Source organism: Bradyrhizobium sp. USDA 4541, assembly GCF_024171085.1.
In the GTDB taxonomy this organism is placed as follows: Bacteria; Pseudomonadota; Alphaproteobacteria; order Rhizobiales; family Xanthobacteraceae; genus Bradyrhizobium; species Bradyrhizobium australafricanum.
On record NZ_JALJZF010000001.1, the window covers coordinates 6455461 to 6472681 of the forward strand.

Below are 17221 nucleotides of genomic sequence, written 5' to 3' on the forward strand. Positions count from 1 at the left end.
ACCGACGTGCTGGCAACGGCGAGGCGCTGAATGATGAGGTAAGCCACGCATTCACCGCCGTGGTGGAGCAGGACAATGCCGTGGTCGGGCTTGAACGGAGAGTGTTCGCGGGACCAGAACTTTTCCCTCCGTCAGCCAATTCGTGTCGATGATGCTGTTGATGCTATCGAGCACTGCATCGCGGCGCTGTTCCGGGACTTCAGAGGCGATTTGAAACAGCTCGCTGGTGACAGCCCCGGGGCTGCGTCGCGATCACGATAGCGGCTCCTCGTTGGTCATCGACTTCAGGTTGCTTTGGCAGAATACGGCACCCATGATCGGCCAGGCAAGCCGGCCCCGAGAAAGCTCAGCACTCCGGTTGACCCAAATCGCCATCCCGACGGCGCAAGCTCCCGCAGCGGCGCGTCCCCACTACGACTGTCATCGTCCGCGAAAGCGGGCGATCCAGTACGCCGCCGCCTCTCGGTTCGAGCACAACTGTCTCTGGAATACTGGGCGGATTCAACCGGTCGAGCCGGGCGATCAAAGCCGCAAGTGGGGACGCAATGACGGCGCGGTGCGCCTCCTCACCATGAGGGTCGGTTGCAGAAGTCCGCAAATGTCACAGCCCCAAGCGTGGCGGCGCATGACTTCGGAATAATGGAAAAATATCGCTGATTTGCCCGACGTGTCAAGTTGCCGTGTCGAACACCGCTAGCTGTCGGCTCCTTTGCATGGGGTTGTTTTCGATATTTTGGTCGTGCGCCCCGGCGACAGCGGGCTATCGCCTGTGGCGCTCAGCCCCCGATCGTCATGCCCGGTCAAGCCGGGCGGTGACACCGAAGGTGGCGGACGACCGACGAACTGCCGGCACGACCGGGCCGAAAACACCCTCGAATCACGCCCAATCAATTCAAAAATGGCCCGTCCCTCACCCCGCGCAGGGCCAAAATCCCTGCAAGACCCTTGACATAGCTGCCCTTTCGGCAGAACGCGTGTGGTCAAGCCGTTATGGACACTTCATGGATTTGATTAGCACGACCTCCGACCTCGCCGCCGCCTGCGACCGGCTCGCCAAACACAAGGCCATCACTGTCGACACCGAGTTCCTGCGGGAGACGACCTACTATCCGCTGCTCTGCGTCGTGCAGATGGCGAGCGCGGACGAAGCCGTCGTGGTCGACGCGCTGGCACCCGGCATCGACCTCAAGCCGTTCTTCGACCTGATGTCGAACGAGGCCGTGCTCAAGGTATTCCACGCCGCGCGGCAGGACATCGAAATCGTCTGGCACCTCTCCGGCACGATCCCGCATCCGATCTTCGACACCCAGGTCGCCGCCATGGTGCTCGGCTATGGCGACAGCATCGCCTATGACCAGCTCGTCGACCGCGTCACCGGCCACCGCCCCGACAAGACCCACCGCTTCACCGACTGGTCGCGCCGCCCGCTGACCGACGAGCAGCTCCACTACGCCGTCTCCGACGTGACGCATCTGCGCGAAGTGTTCGCAGCCCTCGATGCCGATCTGAAGAAGCGCGACCGTAGTGACTGGGTCAGCGAGGAGATGGAGGTCCTGACCTCGCCGAAGACCTACGACTTCCATCCCGAGCGCGCTTGGGAGCGGCTCAAGACCCGCGTGCGTAAGCCGCGCGAGCTCGCGGTGCTGATCGAGGTCGCGGCCTGGCGCGAGCAGGAGGCGCAGAGCCGCGACGTGCCGCGCTCGCGCGTGCTCAAGGACGATGCGGTCGGCGATATCGCCACCCATGCGCCGACCTCGCTGGAGAAGCTCGGCAATCTGCGCTCGCTGCCGAAGGGCTTTGAGCGCTCGAAATGGGGCGCTGACATCATTGCCGCCGTGCAGCGCGGGCTCGCCCGCGACCAGGCCATGCTGCCCAAGCTGGAGAAGCCGAGAAACAATTCCAACGGCGCGGCGACCGTCGAGCTGTTGAAGGTGCTGCTGCGCATGACCTCGGAGCGCCACGGCGTCGCCAGCAAGGTGATCGCCACCGTCGACGACCTCGAGCAGATCGCGGCCAGCGATCAGGCCGAGGTCGGCGCCCTGCACGGCTGGCGCCGCGAACTGTTCGGCGAGGCCGCGCTCAAGCTCAAGCACGGCCAGCTTGCGCTGGCGATCGACAAGGGCCGCGTGGTGCGGGTGGACCGGGGTTAGCGCGTCCGCCTAGTGCCCGCCAGGTTCCACCGGCAGTCGGCCAGTGGCCGAACGTGTTGCCCCGGAGTTCGACCGGCACAGGCTGAGGTTGCGTCACGCAAAACCACCGCGCTTGCTAAGGCGCAATTTTCGTGTTGCAATCCGTTCACAATCGGATTTGCGGCCGTTCGACTGTGCGTTTCGCGACGTTGATATCCAAGGCTTCGATGTACAGGGCCTCGAGAGGCGAAACTTCGGACTTGAAGACTTTGGATCTGACGACCCGGGAAGTGAACAGACAGCGCAAAGTCCGCTTGTGGCGTGGCACGTGGAAAACGTGGCCGCGTCTTTTTTATGTCTAAACTGGGAGAGAGACGATGCCGAAGGGTACCGTCAAATGGTTCAACCCGACCAAAGGTTACGGGTTCATCAAGCCAGCCGTCGGCGACAAGGACGTGTTCGTCCACATCTCGGCGGTCGAGCGCGCGGGCCTCAGCACATTGAACGAGAACCAGTCCGTCGAGTACGAGCTGGTGGAGAACCGCGGCAAGGCGTCGGCAGAGAACCTCAAGGTTCACTGAACGCCGCTGCCAGCGGAATTCATCCTGATGCCTCCCCCGGCCGCATCACCCCGGGGGATGTCTCCTGCAACCGCGCGCTAAGGCGCCGGCGCGATCAGGGTATGGTCGGTTGCGCCGCTGCCCAGGGTCTTGCAGAGATCGCCTTCCAGCTCGAGCCGGCCGCTCGCCAGCAGCCGCAGCGCCTCCGGATAGATGCGATGCTCGATGGTGATCACGCGCGCGGCGAGCGTCTCGGCCGTGTCGTCGTCAGCGACCGTGACCGCGCCCTGCATCACGATCGGTCCGGCGTCGGTCTCCGGGATCACGAAATGCACCGTCGCTCCGGACAGCTTGACCCCTGCACGCAACGCCTGGCCGTGCGGATCGAGACCCGGAAAGCAAGGCAGCAGCGAGGGATGGATGTTGAGCATCCGCCCGTACCAGTGCCGCGCGAACTCGGCGGTGAACAGCCGCATGAAGCCGCCGAGGCAGATCAACTCGACCTGCCTGTCGTCGAGCGCCCGCTGCAGCACGGCCTCGAAGCCGGCGCGGTCCTTGCCGAACGGCTTGCTCTCGATGACGATGGTCGCAATGCCGCTCGCGGCCGCCTTCTCGAGCCCGGCGGCATCGGCACGGTTCGAGATCACGGCCACGATCTCGGCCGGGAAATCCTCAGCCTTCGCAGCCTCGATCAGCGCGGCCATGTTGGAGCCGCGGCCGGAGATCAGGATGGCGACGCGGCGCTTCATCGCGAGAGATCGAGATGACCGTTATAGACCACGCGATGCTCGCCTTTGGCCTCGATCACCTCGCCGAGCAGCGTCACGGTCTCGCCGCCGGCGGTGAACGCCTCGGTCACGGCGTCGACCGCATCAGCCTTGACGATCGCGATCATGCCGATGCCGCAGTTGAAGGTGCGCAGCAGTTCGAGTTCGGCGATGCCGCCCTGCTCGGCCAGCCATTTGAACACCGGGAGCACCGGCAGCCGCGCCAGATCGATGCCGACGCCGAGATGCTTCGGCAGCACGCGCGGAATGTTGTCGGTGAAGCCGCCGCCGGTGATGTGGGCGAGCCCCTTCACCGCGCCGGTGTCGCGGATCGCGCGCAGGCAGGATTTCACATAGAGCCTGGTCGGCGTCAGCAGCGCTGCGCCAAGCGTCATGACCGGCGCGAACGGCGCCGGCGCGTCATAGGCAACGCCGGACTGCTCGACGATCTTACGCACCAGCGAATAGCCGTTGGAGTGCACGCCGGAGGAAGCCAGCCCGATCACGGCATCGCCCGCCGCGATATCCGCGGTCGGCAGCAGCGTGCCGCGCTCGGCCGCGCCGACCGCAAAGCCGCCGAGGTCGTAATCGCCATCCTTGTAGAGGCCGGGCATCTCGGCGGTTTCGCCGCCGATCAGCGCGCAGCCGGATTCGCGGCAGCCCTCGGCGATACCAGCGACGATCTGCGCGGTGGCCTCCGGGTGCAGCTTGCCGCAGGCGAAATAGTCGAGGAAGAACAGCGGTTCCGCGCCCTGCACGACGAGGTCGTTGACCGACATCGCGACCAGATCGATGCCGATACCGCCATGAATGCCGGTCTCGATCGCGATCTTCAGCTTGGTGCCGACGCCATCGGTCGCGGCCACCAGGACCGGATCCTTGAAGCCGGCGGCCTTGAGGTCGAACAGCCCGCCGAAACCGCCGATCTCGGCGTCCGCGCCAGGCCGCGCGGTGGCCCGCACCATCGGCTTGATCAGATCGACCAGTCGATTGCCGGCGTCGATATCGACACCCGAATCCGCGTAAGTGAGCCCGTTTTTGCGCTCGGTCATGCCCAATTCCAGATGATCAGGGGCTGGTTACGAGGAATTCCGCCCCCGCGCAATGGCTCGCGGCGCTGCTGCCGCGATACTATGTAGATAACACAAGGCGGCTGCGCAAAAGAGCCGGATATCGAGTAAAATCAGGCTTCTAGCCGGGAAGCGATCCAAGTTGAGCATTCCGAACATCATCACCCTGGGCCGCATCATCCTGGTGCCGGTGATCGTCTGGGCCATCGTGTCCAGCCAGATGGAGATTGCGTTCGCGATCTTCGTGATCGCCGGCGTCTCGGACGCGGTCGACGGTTTCCTCGCCAAGCGCTTCAACATGACGAGCGAGCTCGGCGCCCTGCTCGATCCGCTCGCCGACAAGGCGCTCCTGGTGTCGATCTATGTCGCGCTCGGAATCTGGGGCGCGGTGCCGCGCTGGATCGTGATTCTCGTGGTGTCACGCGACATCATGATCGTCTCCGCCGTGATTGTGTCATGGTTGTTCGACAAGCCGGTCGAGATGAAGCCGCTGATGGTGTCGAAGCTGAACACGGTGGCGCAGGTCGCGTTCGCAGCGCTGGTGCTGGCCTCGCTCGGCTTCGGCTTTCAGCCGCACCCTTACGACCTGATCCTGATGGGCCTGGTCACGATCTTTACTTTGGGTTCGGTGTCCCTCTATCTCGTGGAGTGGGTGCGGCACATGAGCACGATCGAAGCTCGGTAGGCGGGATCCGGAAAAGTGGAAGCCGGTTTTCCCGCGACAAACGCAACGCGTTTACGCATAGCTAGATAAAGTGGTTTGGAGACCTGCGTGGCCAGTAGCGTTCAACCTCGTCAATTGGCCTTGGCCCTGCCGCACGAGGAGAAGCTGACCCGCGACGATTTCCTTGAGGGCCCTGCCAATGAGGCGGCGCTGGCGCTGATCGACGGCTGGCCGGACTGGCCAAACCGAATCATGCTGCTGGTCGGGCCTGACGGCTCCGGCAAAAGCCACCTCGCCGCGATCTGGGCCGAGAGCGCCGGCGCGCGCTCGACCGCGGCGCATGCGCTGACCGCCGACACGGTGCCGACCGCGCTTGCGACCGGTGCGCTCGTCGTCGAAGACCTGAGGCCGGCGGATTTCGACGAGCGCGCGCTGTTTCATCTTTTAAATCTGGCGCGCCAGGACGATGCCTACGTGCTGATCACGGCGCGCATTCCGCCCTCGGCGTTCGAGATCGAATTGCGCGACCTGCGGTCGCGGCTCCGCGCGGTGCCGACCGTGACGCTGCTGCCGCCGGACGACCAGCTGTTCCGCGGCCTGATCGTCAAGTTCTGCGCCGACCGCCAGATGAGCGTGGACGAACCGCTGGTCAGCTATCTGAGCAACCGGATCGAGCGTTCCTACGTTGCCGTCCGGCAGGCGGTCGAGCTCCTGGATACCGAGGCACTCCGGCTCGGCCGTCCCGTCACGCGGGCGCTGGCGGCGGAGCTGTTGCGCGACGCCTGATCCATCCCGCGGCTTGACGGCGCAGGCGAGCGGAACATCAATGTCATCGAAACGTCATCGCAATATCACATGGTCTCTGCGGCTCTCGGCTACACCGCCCCGGCCCCTGCCCTGAATTGGACCAGCACTTTATGGACTCGGCACAAGCTACTGAAATCAAAGAAAAAGAGGCGGAATTTCCCGCCATTCCCGCAATCGCGACCAGCCCCGAACGCTTCATCAACCGGGAGCTCTCCTGGCTGCACTTCAACCGGCGGGTGCTCGAGGAATCGGTCAATCTCGGCCATCCCGTGCTGGAGCGGGTCCGCTTCCTGTCGATTTCGGCGAATAACCTCGACGAGTTCTTCATGGTCCGTGTCGCCGGCATCAAGGCGCAGGTCCGCGAGGGCATTACCGAGCGCAGCCCGGACGGCCTGCTGCCGGCCGATCAGCTCGTGATGATCAACAAGACCGTCTCGCAGCTCGCCTCCGACCAGCAGGCGATCTGGAGCGACCTGCGGGATATCCTGGCCAAGGTCGGCATCCAGCTGGTCGACGGCCGCGACGTCACCAAGTCCGAGCGCAGCTGGATTGAGGATCACTTCCTCCACAGCATCTTCCCGCTGCTGACGCCGCTGGCGATCGACCCGGCGCATCCCTTCCCGTTCATCCCGAATCTCGGCTTCACGGTGGCGCTGCAATTGTCGCGGATCTCCGACGGCAAGGCGATGAACGCGCTGATCCGCATGCCCGGCAAGATCGACCGCTTCATCCGCATCCCCTCCACCAAGGAAGGCGCGCCGGCGCGGCTGATCACGCTGGAGCAGGCCACCGGTCTCTTCATCGGCCGCCTGTTCCCCGGCTACACCGTCAAGGGCCAAGGCGCATTCCGCATCATCAGAGACTCCGAACTCGAAATCGAGGAAGAGGCCGAAGACCTCGTTCGCCTGTTCGAGACCGCGCTCAAGCGGCGACGCCGCGGGTCGGTGATCCGGCTCGAGATCGAGGCCACGATGCCAGAGGAGCTGCGCATCTTCGTGCAGCACGCCTTGTCGGCCGCAGACGACGAAGTGATCCTGGTCGACGGCGTGCTGGCGATGAACGAGCTGTCGCAGCTCACCCGCCTCAATCGCCCCGACCTCGAATTCCCGCCCTATGTGCCGCGCCACCCCGAGCGGGTGCGCGATCATGGCGGCGATATCTTCGCCGCCATCCGCCAGAAGGACCTCGTGGTCCATCACCCCTACGAATCCTTCGACGTCGTGGTGCAGTTCCTGCAGCAGGCGGCACGCGATCCCGACGTGGTCGCGATCAAGCAGACACTCTATCGCACCTCGAACAATTCGCCGATCGTGCGCGCGCTGGCGGAAGCCGCCGAGGCCGGCAAGTCGGTGACCGCGCTGATCGAGCTGAAGGCGCGCTTCGACGAGGAAGCCAATATCCGCTGGGCCCGCGACCTCGAACGCGCCGGCGTGCAGGTGGTCTACGGCTTCATCGAATTGAAGACGCATGCCAAGCTGTCGATGGTGGTGCGCCGCGAGGGCGGCAATCTCACGACCTATGTGCACACCGGCACCGGCAACTATCACCCGGTCACCGCGCGCATCTACACCGACCTCTCCTACTTCACTTCGGATCCGATCATCGGCCGCGACGTCGCGCGGGTCTTCAACTACATCACCGGCTATGCCGAGCCGAGCGACATCGAGAAGATGGCGGTGTCGCCGCTGACGCTGCGCAAGCGGATCATCGAGCACATCCACGGCGAGATCGCCCACGTCAAGCACGGCCGGCCCGGCGCGGTCTGGATGAAGATGAATGCGCTGGTCGACCCTGATATCATCGACGCGCTGTACGAGGCCTCGCAGGCCGGCGTCTCGGTCGAGCTCGTGGTGCGCGGCATCTGCTGCCTGCGGCCGGGGCTGCCGGGACTGTCGGAGAACATCCGCGTCAAATCGGTGATCGGCCGGTTCCTGGAACACGGCCGAATCTATTGCTTCGGCATGGGTCAGGGCCTGCCGAGCACAAAAGCTGCTGTGTATATCTCGTCCGCTGACATGATGCCGCGAAACCTCGACCGCCGCGTCGAGGTTCTCTGTCCGCTGCAAAATCCCACGGTGCATCAGCAGGTTCTCGAACAGATCATGGTCGCGAACCTGAAGGACACCGAGCAAAGCTGGCAATTGTTGCCGGATGGGTCGTCAACGCGTATGAAGGCCGCGAAAGGCGAAGAGCCCTTCAATCTGCATGACTACTTTATGACAAATCCGAGTCTGTCCGGCCGTGGTAAGTCTCTCAAGGAATCTTCACCGCGCCGTCTCACGCGTCGCAACGAGCGTCAGCAGCCATCGTCTTAAGGGGGCCTTACGGTGAAGCGGCCGCGGAAGCGCGCTTCCAGCGTCGCTGTCATCGATATCGGCTCGAACTCGGTTCGTCTCGTGGTCTACGAGGCGATGGCGCGCAGCCTCATCACAATCTTCAACGAGAAGGCGCTGTGCGGGCTCGGGCGCGAGGTGCAGAGCACCGGCCTGCTCGCAACCGATGCCGTCAACAAGGCGCTCACCGCGCTGCGCCGTTTTCGTGCGCTGTGCAGGATCCAGCAAGTCGGCCGCGTCTACGCGATCGCGACCGCGGCCTGCCGCGACGCCAAGAACGGTCCGGACTTCATCGCCAAGGCCGAGCGCATCTGCGGCGCCAAGATCGAGATCCTCACCGGGCCGCGTGAAGCGAAGCTATCCGCGCTCGGCGTCGTCTCGGGCGTGCACAATCCGAACGGCATCGTCGGCGATCTCGGCGGCGGCTCGCTTGAACTGATCGATGTCAAGGGCAGCCGCGTGCGCAGCGGCGTGACGCTGCCGCTCGGCAGCCTCGCGCTGCAGGACCTCTCCAACAAATCGCTAAAGCGCGCCGAACGCATCGTCAAGAACGAGCTGCTCGGCGTCGCCCAGCTCAAGACCGGCCGCGGCCGCACCTTCTATGCCGTCGGCGGCACCTGGCGTGCGCTGGCGCGCATTCACATCATCCAGAGCGGCTACCCGCTCAAGGTGATGCACGGCTATTCGATCCCGGCGGCCGACGCCCTCGACTTCGCGCAGCGGCTGCGACGGCTGGCGGCCACCAACATGCTGGCCAATATCGAGTCGGTCGCCGACGCGCGGCGGCCGCTATTGGCCTATGCCGCGCTCGTGCTCGAATACATCATCCGCGTGGCCCAGCCGAAGACCATCGTGTTCTCGACCTTCGGCGTACGCGAGGGCCTGCTCTACGAGATGCTGCCGCAGGCCGAACGCGCCAAGGACGGACTGCTCTGCGCCGCGCAGAATCTCAACGAATTGCTGTCGCGCTCGGCCCGCCACGCCCAGGAGCTGACGGCGTGGACCGACCGGCTGGTGCGCGTCGTCAGGCTACGCGAGACCGAGGAAGACCGCAGGCTGCGGCACGTCGCCTGCCTGCTCTCCGACATCGGCTGGCGGGTGCATCCCGATCATCGCGGCGAGGAAACCCTCAGCCTGATCATGAACGGCAATTTCGGCTCGATCACGCATCAGGGCCGCGCCTTCGTCGCGCTCTCGGTGTTCTATCGCTACGCCGGGCTCAGCGAGGAAAACGAGCCGCCGCCGCAGATCCGCGCGCTGGTGACGCCGGCGATGGACGAGCGCGCCCGCGTGCTCGGCGCCGCATTCCGCGTCGCGCATCTGATCACGGCGGCGCGCACCGGCGTGCTGCCGGCAACCCATTTCCGCACCCAGGGCCGCAAGCTGATGCTGGTGTTCGAGCACCGGATGGTGGATCTGGTCGCCGACCGCGTCGGCAGCCGCTTCAAGCAATTGGCGCGGCTGGTCGGGCGCGCCGGCTCGATCGTGCGGCGCTAGGGCATGATCCGGAAAAGTGCGAAGCGGTTTTCCCTCGCGACAAACGCGGAATGCGTTTGCGCGGAGATCATGCTCAAACAACGAGCTCGACCCAATCGCATCGCGATTTAGGGCTCACGCCGCCTTGGCGGCGTGCTTGGCCTTGCGGAGTGCGTGGCGGCGCCAGATCGACCCCACGACCAGCACCACGATGATGCCGAGCACCGCGAGCGCGATCTCGCCGCCATTGCCGCCATGGGCGAATTGCGGCGACATCCCGACCGACGTCAGCCAGGAATCGAGCTTGGTACCGAGCGGTCCGGCGAACAGCGCGTCCAGCTTCGGATACACGGCGGGATCGGTCGCGATGACGTCACCCGCGATCCAGCCGAGCAGCGCGGCACCGGCCCAGACCAGGACCGGCAGCTTGGTGAGCAGCGCCATGATCAGCGCCGCGCCGGCAACGATCAGGGGAACGCTGATCGCAAGTCCGAGCACCAGCAGCGGCACGCTGCCATTAGCGGCGGCAGCCACGGCGATCACATTGTCGAGGCTCATCACGATGTCGGCGACGACGACGATCTGAACCGCGGCCCACAGATGCGAGGCCGCGTGCACGCTGTCCTCGTCCTCCTGCTCCGGCACCAGCAGCTTGGCGGCAATCACGATCAGCGCCAGCCCGCCGACCAGCTTCAAATAGGGAAGCTCCATCAGGCTGGCGACGATGCCGGTGAAGATGACGCGCAGCAGCACCGCCGCGGCGGCGCCGAGAATCATGCCCCACAGGCGCTGGCGCGGCGCGAGCCCGCGGCAGGCGAGCGCGATCACGAGCGCGTTGTCGCCCGACAGCAGGACGTTGATCCAGATGATCTTGCCGACGGCGACCCAGAACGTCGGCGTCGCCATCTCGTTCTTGAATTCGGTGAAGAACGCGCCGATGTACGCCGGATCAAAGATCTGCCACAGCCAGTCCACAGCGAGTCCTATTCGGCCTTGCGGCCGCCCCTGGCGGCGGTCGTCCGCCGCTCCCCGGTTCTACTTCGACGCGGTCTCCTCGGGAGACCGCGCCACTTTCAGCAATACGGTGTCAGCCGACGATCTCGTTGCCGGCGAAGAACTGCGCGATCTCGATCACCGCGGTCTCCGGCGCATCCGAACCGTGCACCGAGTTCTCGCCGATCGACTTCGCATAGAGCTTGCGGATGGTGCCTTCAGCGGCCTTCGACGGGTCGGTCGCGCCCATCACGTCGCGATATTTCAGGATAGCGCCCTCGCCTTCCAGCACCTGGACCACAACCGGGCCCGAAGTCATGAAGTCGACCAGCTCGCCGAAGAACGGACGCGCCTTGTGGACGGCGTAGAAGGTCTCGGCCTGGCCGCGGGTCATGCGGATGCGCTTCTGCGCCACGACCCGCAGGCCCGCCTTCTCGATCACCGCATTGACCGCGCCGGTCAGGTTGCGCTCGGTGGCGTCGGGTTTGATGATCGAAAAGGTGCGTTCAATCGCCATGATTTCGTCCTTGTAAACTTGGCTGGGAGTTGCCGGGGCTTATATCGGCGCGATGGGATAACGGCAAGCGACCCTGTGACGCGTTAGCCTTTAGTTTTGACGCATTTTCACGACGAAAACCGTCGTTAGGGCGCCCTCCGGACAGCGGCCGGCTCGGCCAACTTACCGCGATTTCACCTAGGTGAACCCATTCTGTCAGCGCCGTGCCGCTGCCGTTCAGCTCAAGTCACATAGGCTCTGCAGCGATCGGACGCCTTGCTGGCCCCCCATCCGCAAGCCTCACAGGACGTCTCGGGAAATGTCACCGCGGGCGCGTCGCGCGCGCCCATACCTCGAGGAGACGATCATGTTACGCAAACTCTCGCTTGCCGCCGTCGCCGCGGTTTCGCTCGGTGCCGCCGCGCTCGCCCCGACCTCCGCTTCTGCGTGGGGTGGTTGGCATGGCGGCTGGCACGGTGGATGGCACCACGGCTGGTGGGGCGGTCCGCGCGTCATCGTCGGCGGCCCGGCCTATTACGGCGGTTATGGCTACGGCGGCGGCTGCTACGTGCGCCGCGTGGTGCCGACCCCGTGGGGGCCCCGCTGGCGCCTGGTCAACCGCTGCTACTGATCCATCGAATCTACGACTGCTCCCCTGACTTGCTTCTCGCCCCGGCCCTCGCGCCGGGGCTTTTTTCGGGTCCGCCGGGGGAACCCGGGCATATATGGGACCCACTACCTCAAGGCGAGAGCAAGGCGCGGAAACCAAATTCGGGGTCGCGACTTGTCATGGCGAGGAGCTACTCGAACATGCGAGGTGGAACTCGCCAAGAGACATGCCATGACGATGACAATGAGCAAGATCGACAAGGACGCCGATCAGATTGATCACAAGACCTGCCGTTACATCTGCGATGCCGTAGGCGAACGGCTTCAGCAAAGCATGCGGCCAGAGCCCGCACTTTCGTCTCGCCTGCAGCAACTCCTCGACGAGATGCAACGACGGGAAGGCGATCGCCATTAGATGTTGAGGGCTGACCAGCAGCCCAATTGCGTTTTTGCAACAGCTCCGGGAGAGATTTTACGAACAGACGGGGTTGCGTTTGGCGGCGGGTCCGGTGACAACGCTGCATGCTCTCCATCACTGACATCTCGGTCCGGATCGCCGGACGGCTGTTGATCGATCACAGTTCGGTGCAAATTGTACCCGGAGCCCGCGTCGGATTTGTCGGCCGCAACGGCGTCGGCAAATCGACGCTGTTTCACGCCATCCGGGGCGACATCCCGACCGAGAGCGGCAGCATCGCGCTGCCGCCGCGCTGGCGTATCGGCAGCCTCGCGCAGGAAGCGCCCGACGGGCCCGAAAGCCTGATCAACGTCGTGCTGAAGGCCGATCTCGAGCGCGACGCGCTGCTGCGCGAGGCCGAGACGGCGCACGATCCGCACCGGATTGCCGAAATCCAGACCCGGCTGGTCGACATCGACGCCCATTCCGCGCCCGCCCGTGCCGCGGCGATCCTCTCCGGCCTCGGCTTCTCGACATCAGACCAGGCGCGGCCGTGCGCGGAATTTTCCGGCGGCTGGCGCATGCGCGTGGCGCTGGCGGCGACGCTGTTCTCCGCGCCCGACCTCCTGCTGCTGGACGAGCCGACCAACTATCTCGATCTCGAAGGCACCTTGTGGCTCGAGAACCACCTCGCCAACTATCCGCGCACCGTGATCGTGATCAGCCACGACCGCGACCTGCTGGACACCTCGGTCGATCAGATCCTGCACCTCGATCGCGGCCGGCTGACGCTCTACAAGGGCACCTATTCCTCGTTCGAGGACCAGCGCGCCGCGCGCGAGTTGCTCGACGCCAAGCACGCCAAGCGGCAGGCCGATGAGCGCAAGCGCCTGCAGGATTTCGTCGACCGCTTCAAGGCCAAGGCCTCGAAGGCGCGGCAGGCGCAGTCGCGCGTGAAGATGCTGGAGCGGATGAAGCCGATCACCGCGCTGGTGACCCAGGATGTTCATGAGATCTCGTTCCCGGCGCCGGAGAAGCTGCTGTCGCCGCCGATCATCGCGGTCGATGACGTCTCGGTCGGCTACGAGCCCGGCAAGCCGGTGCTCAATCGCGTGACGCTGCGCGTCGATACCGACGACCGCATCGCGCTGTTAGGAGCCAACGGCAACGGCAAGTCGACGCTGGTCAAGCTGCTGGCGGGCAAGCTCGCGCCGATTGCCGGCCGGATCACGAGGGCCGACAAGCTGTCGGTCGGCTATTTCGCCCAACACCAGGTCGACGAGCTCAATCTCGACGGCTCGCCCTATGATCACATCCGCAAGCTGATGCCGGAGGCGCCGGAGAGCAAGGTGCGCGGCCGCGTCGGCGCGATCGGCTTCTCCGGCAAGGCCGGCGACACGCTGGTGAAGAGCCTGTCGGGCGGCGAGAAGGCGCGGCTGCTGCTGGGGCTTGCCACGTTCTACGGCCCGAACATGATCATCCTGGACGAGCCGACCAACCACCTCGATATCGACAGCCGTGCGGCGCTCGCGGAGGCGATCAACGAATTCCCCGGCGCCATCATCATGGTCTCGCATGATCGCTATCTGATCGAGGCCTGCGCCGACCGCCTGTGGGTCGTGGCCAACCAGACCGTCACGGCCTATGACGGCGATCTCGACGAATATCGACGCATGATCCTGTCGGCCAATGACGGCCGGCCGGCCTCGCGCGAGCGCGTCAAGGAGGCCGCGAAGCCGGAGCGCATCCGCAATGAGAAGCGTGCTTCACCCAGGCAGCGGGTCGCGCAAGCTGAGGCCGAGATCGAGCGCATCAACGCCATCATCGCCAAGATCGATACCGCACTCGCCTTGCCCGATATTTTTAGCCGCGACCCCAAGCAGGCCGCGCAACTGACCAAGGCGCGCGCCGGCGCCGAGAGCGCGCTACAGCGCGCCGAGGAAGACTGGCTGCAAGCCAGCGCCGAACTCGACGAAGCGGCGAGTTAGACCGGGCGGAGCCACATATCCGATGTCGTCCCTGCGAAAGCAGGGACCCATAACCACAGATGGTCGTTGCTGCACGATCGTCGAACGACGAGTCCCCATAACCACATCCGCCGCGGCGTATGGGTCCCTGCTCCCGTGCGCAATTGCGCACTAGGCAGGGACGACCCGTGGAGGGAGCCGAGGCTCTCATTCTATCCGGTGTGATGTCCGCGCGTCCGGTATCATGCCCGCGCATGCAGGCATTGGCCTGCCGCTGCGGCGAAAACGCTCTAGCCGTGCGAGGTCTTTTTCTTCTTCGGCTTCGCCTGCTTCGGCTCGGGCACGGGATCCGGGCCGCGCTCGACGGACGACAGGCGCCCCGAGGTAAAGGTGTAGATGCCGGCGCGCGCGCCGCGCGACCAGGTCACGACCGCAACGCGCCCGCCGCCCGGAGCGCTGGACAGGTTGACGCTGTCGGGCGCGCCGATGCCGCGCACGACGTCGCATTCAGTGTGGCCGAGTGCAACGCTGCCGCCCGTTGGCTGCGGCGGTGGTGCACCGCCGGCCTGTGCGTTGGCATCGGTGGCGCCCGGCGGCGGTGCCATGCCTGGACAGCTGCCGTCGGCACTGACGAGATCGTCGTTCGTCACCGGCTTGTCCGGCGTCAGTGGCGGCGATTCGATCGAGATGTTGCGGATGAACACCCGCCCGGGACGCGAGAACCATTCCGCATCGCGCGAAAACAAGTCGGATCCGGCGCCCGAACAGCCGGCAAGTCCCGGTGCAAGCACCAGCAACGCCAGCAGCGACTTCCGACTGAATGTTCCGTCCCGCACGATCGACAAAGCTCCTACCCCTTACCTAAGGGCTTGTCCGAACATCACTTTGCGGCATGACCGTGGCCCGCCCCAAGAAACGTCGAATTATCATTAATTAGTAGCTATCGCTATTGGCGCCGCTGCCAGCGTCCCCGCTCGTCGGTCTGCCAATAGGTGACCTCGAAGCCGCGCGCCTTGCAAGCGGTCCAGCTTTCCCTGGCCGAGGCCACCGCGTCGGGGTCGTCGCCGTTGAACACGAGGACCACCCGCTCGTAGCTGTCGCAGTCGGCCGGCAGCGCCGCATTGTCGACCAAGAAGCGGACATTGGCCCGATTCGGGTTGCCCTCCTCGATCGACAGGATGATCGGCTGGTCCTGCGCGTCGGCAACGCGCGAAGTCGCGTGCGGCAGGAACGAATCGTCGCTGTAGGTCCACAGATGCGCGTCGAGCGTCTCGGCACGCTCCTGTGACGTCGATTGCACGACCACGCGCCAGCCGCGCTCGAGCGACTTCTCGAGCAGCGGCGGCAGCACGCTCTCCAGCGTCATGTTCTGCAGGTGGTAGAACAGAACCTCGGTCATGCGCCGGCCGACACTCTATTTCCTGGCTTCATAATAGTCGGAGACCAGCCGCTCGAGCAGCCGGACTCCATAACCCGAACCCCAGCTCTGATTGATCTCGGTCTTCGGCGCGCCCATCGCGGTGCCGGCGATGTCGAGATGCGCCCACGGCGTGCCGTCGACGAAACGCTGCAGGAATTGCGCTGCCGTGATCGAGCCGCCGTTGCGCCCGCCGGTGTTCTTCATGTCGGCAAATTGCGAATCGATCTGCTTGTCGTATTCGGGACCGAGCGGCATGCGCCACACCTTCTCGCCGGTCTCGAGGCCGACCCTGGCCAGGCGCTCGGCGAGTTCGTCATTGTTGGAGAACATGCCGGCGTGATCGGTGCCGAGCGCGACCATGATCGCGCCGGTCAGCGTGGCCAGATCGACCATGAATTTCGGCTTGAACTTCTTGGCGACGTACCAGAGCACGTCGGCGAGCACGAGGCGTCCCTCGGCGTCGGTGTTGATGATTTCGATGGTCTGGCCGGACATTGAGGTGACGATGTCTCCCGGACGCTGCGCATTGCCGTCGGGCATGTTCTCGACAAGGCCGATGGCACCGACCGCATTGACGCGGGCCTTGCGCGCCGCCAGCGCGTGCATCAGCCCGACCACGCAGGCCGCACCGCCCATGTCACCCTTCATATCCTCCATGCCGCCGGCCGACTTGATGGAGATACCGCCGGTGTCGAAGCAGACGCCCTTGCCGACGAACGCGACCGGCGCCTCGCTCTTCTTGCCGCCGTTCCAGCGCATGATCACGGTGCGGCCGGGTCGCGCCGATCCCTGCGCGACGCCGAGCAGCGCGCCCATGCCGAGCTTGGTCATCGCCTTGACGTCGAGCACCTCGACGCTGACGCCGAGCTTGCGAAGCTGGCTGGCGCGGCGTGCGAATTCCTCGGGATACAGCACGTTCGGCGGCTCGTTGACGAGCTCACGCGCCAAATACACACCGTCGACGACGGACGCTTCAGGCGCGTAGGCCTTCCTGGCGGCGGCAACATCGTCGACGGCGATCGAGACGTCGGCCCGCAGGGCGCCGTCCTCGCCGTCTTTCTTCTTGGTCTTGTAGCGGTCGAACTTGTAGGCGCGCAGACGGATGCCGGTGGCGATCGCGGCGGCCTGGCCGGCGGCCATCGCGGCTTCGGGCAGTTCCGCGACCACGGTCATCGAACCGCTGCCGGCATTGAGCTTGCCGGCCGCCACGCCGCCAAACTTGAGAAAATCCTTCTCCTTGAGGTCGGCCGCCTTGCCGGTGCCGATCACGATCAGCCGCTCGACCTTGATTCCCTCCGGCGCCAGGATGTCGAGGACCGCCCCACTCTTGCCCTTGAACTGGTTGGCGGCCGCGGCCCGCTTGACCGTCTCGGCGGCAACTCCCAGCGCCTTCCGGGTGGCGGCTCCCAGCTTCAATTGGTCGTCGCAAAAGACCACCAGAATACCGCGAGCGGACGCGGAGATCGGAACAAAGCCGACCTTGACGGCGTCGGACATAGGAAAATCCTCCAGAACTCAGGGTGTTGCTCGGAC

General features: G+C 65.1%; 16 protein-coding genes. 9 read left to right on the forward strand and 7 right to left on the reverse strand.

What is annotated here, in order from left to right; all coding sequences use genetic code 11:
• The first annotated feature begins 1001 nt into the window (after positions 1-1001).
• On the forward strand, positions 1002-2150 hold the full coding sequence (gene rnd, locus J2R80_RS30785; protein ID WP_141340456.1) for a ribonuclease D: 1149 nt from the start codon (positions 1002-1004) through the stop codon (positions 2148-2150).
• A gap of 356 nt (positions 2151-2506) precedes the next feature.
• Positions 2507-2710, forward strand: coding sequence for a cold-shock protein (locus J2R80_RS30790; RefSeq protein WP_016847412.1), 204 nt, complete (start codon positions 2507-2509; stop codon positions 2708-2710).
• 77 nt (positions 2711-2787) lie between these two features.
• Here J2R80_RS30790 and purN read toward each other — a convergent pair whose 3' ends face one another.
• Together purN and purM are read right to left on the reverse strand one after the other, a co-directional pair.
• Complete coding sequence (purN, locus tag J2R80_RS30795) at positions 2788-3438, reverse strand: phosphoribosylglycinamide formyltransferase (protein WP_229190833.1); 651 nt, start codon at positions 3436-3438, stop codon at positions 2788-2790.
• On the reverse strand, positions 3435-4508 hold the full coding sequence (purM, locus tag J2R80_RS30800; protein WP_141340454.1) for a phosphoribosylformylglycinamidine cyclo-ligase: 1074 nt from the start codon (positions 4506-4508) through the stop codon (positions 3435-3437). Before purM ends, purN begins: the two co-directional genes overlap by 4 nt.
• Before the next feature lie 160 nt (positions 4509-4668).
• Between purM and J2R80_RS30805 the strand changes: the two genes are divergently transcribed.
• The 4 genes from J2R80_RS30805 to ppx all read left to right on the forward strand — a co-directional run bounded on the left by J2R80_RS30805 (position 4669) and on the right by ppx (position 9827).
• Positions 4669-5211 carry a CDP-alcohol phosphatidyltransferase family protein gene (locus J2R80_RS30805; RefSeq protein ID WP_028332358.1) on the forward strand — a complete coding sequence of 181 codons (543 nt, stop codon included), beginning with the start codon at positions 4669-4671 and terminating at the stop codon, positions 5209-5211.
• A gap of 87 nt (positions 5212-5298) precedes the next feature.
• Positions 5299-5976, forward strand: a complete 678-nt coding sequence (locus J2R80_RS30810; protein WP_253639917.1) for a DnaA ATPase domain-containing protein — start codon at positions 5299-5301, stop codon at positions 5974-5976.
• A 131-nt stretch (positions 5977-6107) separates the two neighbouring features.
• Positions 6108-8312, forward strand: coding sequence for an RNA degradosome polyphosphate kinase (locus J2R80_RS30815; protein WP_076831991.1), 2205 nt, complete (start codon positions 6108-6110; stop codon positions 8310-8312).
• Between the two features lie 12 nt (positions 8313-8324).
• Entirely contained in the window at positions 8325-9827 is a 1503-nt protein-coding gene (gene ppx / locus J2R80_RS30820) for an exopolyphosphatase (protein WP_057019891.1), read from the forward strand.
• Between the two features lie 114 nt (positions 9828-9941).
• Here the strand turns inward: ppx and J2R80_RS30825 are convergent, their stop codons facing one another.
• Positions 9942-10781: a TerC family protein gene (locus J2R80_RS30825; RefSeq protein ID WP_141340452.1), complete on the reverse strand. Its 840-nt coding sequence runs from the start codon at positions 10779-10781 to the stop codon at positions 9942-9944.
• Positions 10782-10893: 112 nt separating this feature from the next.
• The gene (gene ndk / locus J2R80_RS30830; RefSeq protein WP_016847423.1) at positions 10894-11316 is read right to left on the reverse strand and encodes a nucleoside-diphosphate kinase; all 423 of its coding nucleotides are present in this window, start codon (positions 11314-11316) and stop codon (positions 10894-10896) included.
• 346 nt (positions 11317-11662) lie between these two features.
• Here ndk and J2R80_RS30835 point away from each other — a divergent pair, with 346 nt between their 5' ends.
• From J2R80_RS30835 to J2R80_RS30845, 3 genes are all read left to right on the forward strand, one after another.
• On the forward strand, positions 11663-11926 hold the full coding sequence (locus J2R80_RS30835) for a hypothetical protein (protein WP_018271306.1): 264 nt from the start codon (positions 11663-11665) through the stop codon (positions 11924-11926).
• 210 nt (positions 11927-12136) lie between these two features.
• The gene (locus tag J2R80_RS30840) at positions 12137-12319 is read left to right on the forward strand and encodes a hypothetical protein (RefSeq protein ID WP_038377182.1); all 183 of its coding nucleotides are present in this window, start codon (positions 12137-12139) and stop codon (positions 12317-12319) included.
• 107 nt (positions 12320-12426) lie between these two features.
• Positions 12427-14289, forward strand: coding sequence for an ABC-F family ATP-binding cassette domain-containing protein (locus J2R80_RS30845; protein ID WP_141340451.1), 1863 nt, complete (start codon positions 12427-12429; stop codon positions 14287-14289).
• A 269-nt stretch (positions 14290-14558) separates the two neighbouring features.
• Here J2R80_RS30845 and J2R80_RS30850 read toward each other — a convergent pair whose 3' ends face one another.
• The 3 genes from J2R80_RS30850 to J2R80_RS30860 all read right to left on the reverse strand — a co-directional run bounded on the left by J2R80_RS30850 (position 14559) and on the right by J2R80_RS30860 (position 17185).
• Complete coding sequence (locus J2R80_RS30850) at positions 14559-15113, reverse strand: hypothetical protein (RefSeq protein ID WP_083715152.1); 555 nt, start codon at positions 15111-15113, stop codon at positions 14559-14561.
• A 101-nt stretch (positions 15114-15214) separates the two neighbouring features.
• Positions 15215-15667, reverse strand: coding sequence for a DNA polymerase III subunit chi (locus tag J2R80_RS30855; protein WP_028335176.1), 453 nt, complete (start codon positions 15665-15667; stop codon positions 15215-15217).
• Positions 15668-15682: 15 nt separating this feature from the next.
• Positions 15683-17185 (reverse strand): leucyl aminopeptidase, encoded by a 1503-nt coding sequence (locus J2R80_RS30860; protein WP_141340450.1) that lies wholly within the window; start codon positions 17183-17185, stop codon positions 15683-15685.
• Between the last annotated feature and the right edge of the window lie 36 nt (positions 17186-17221).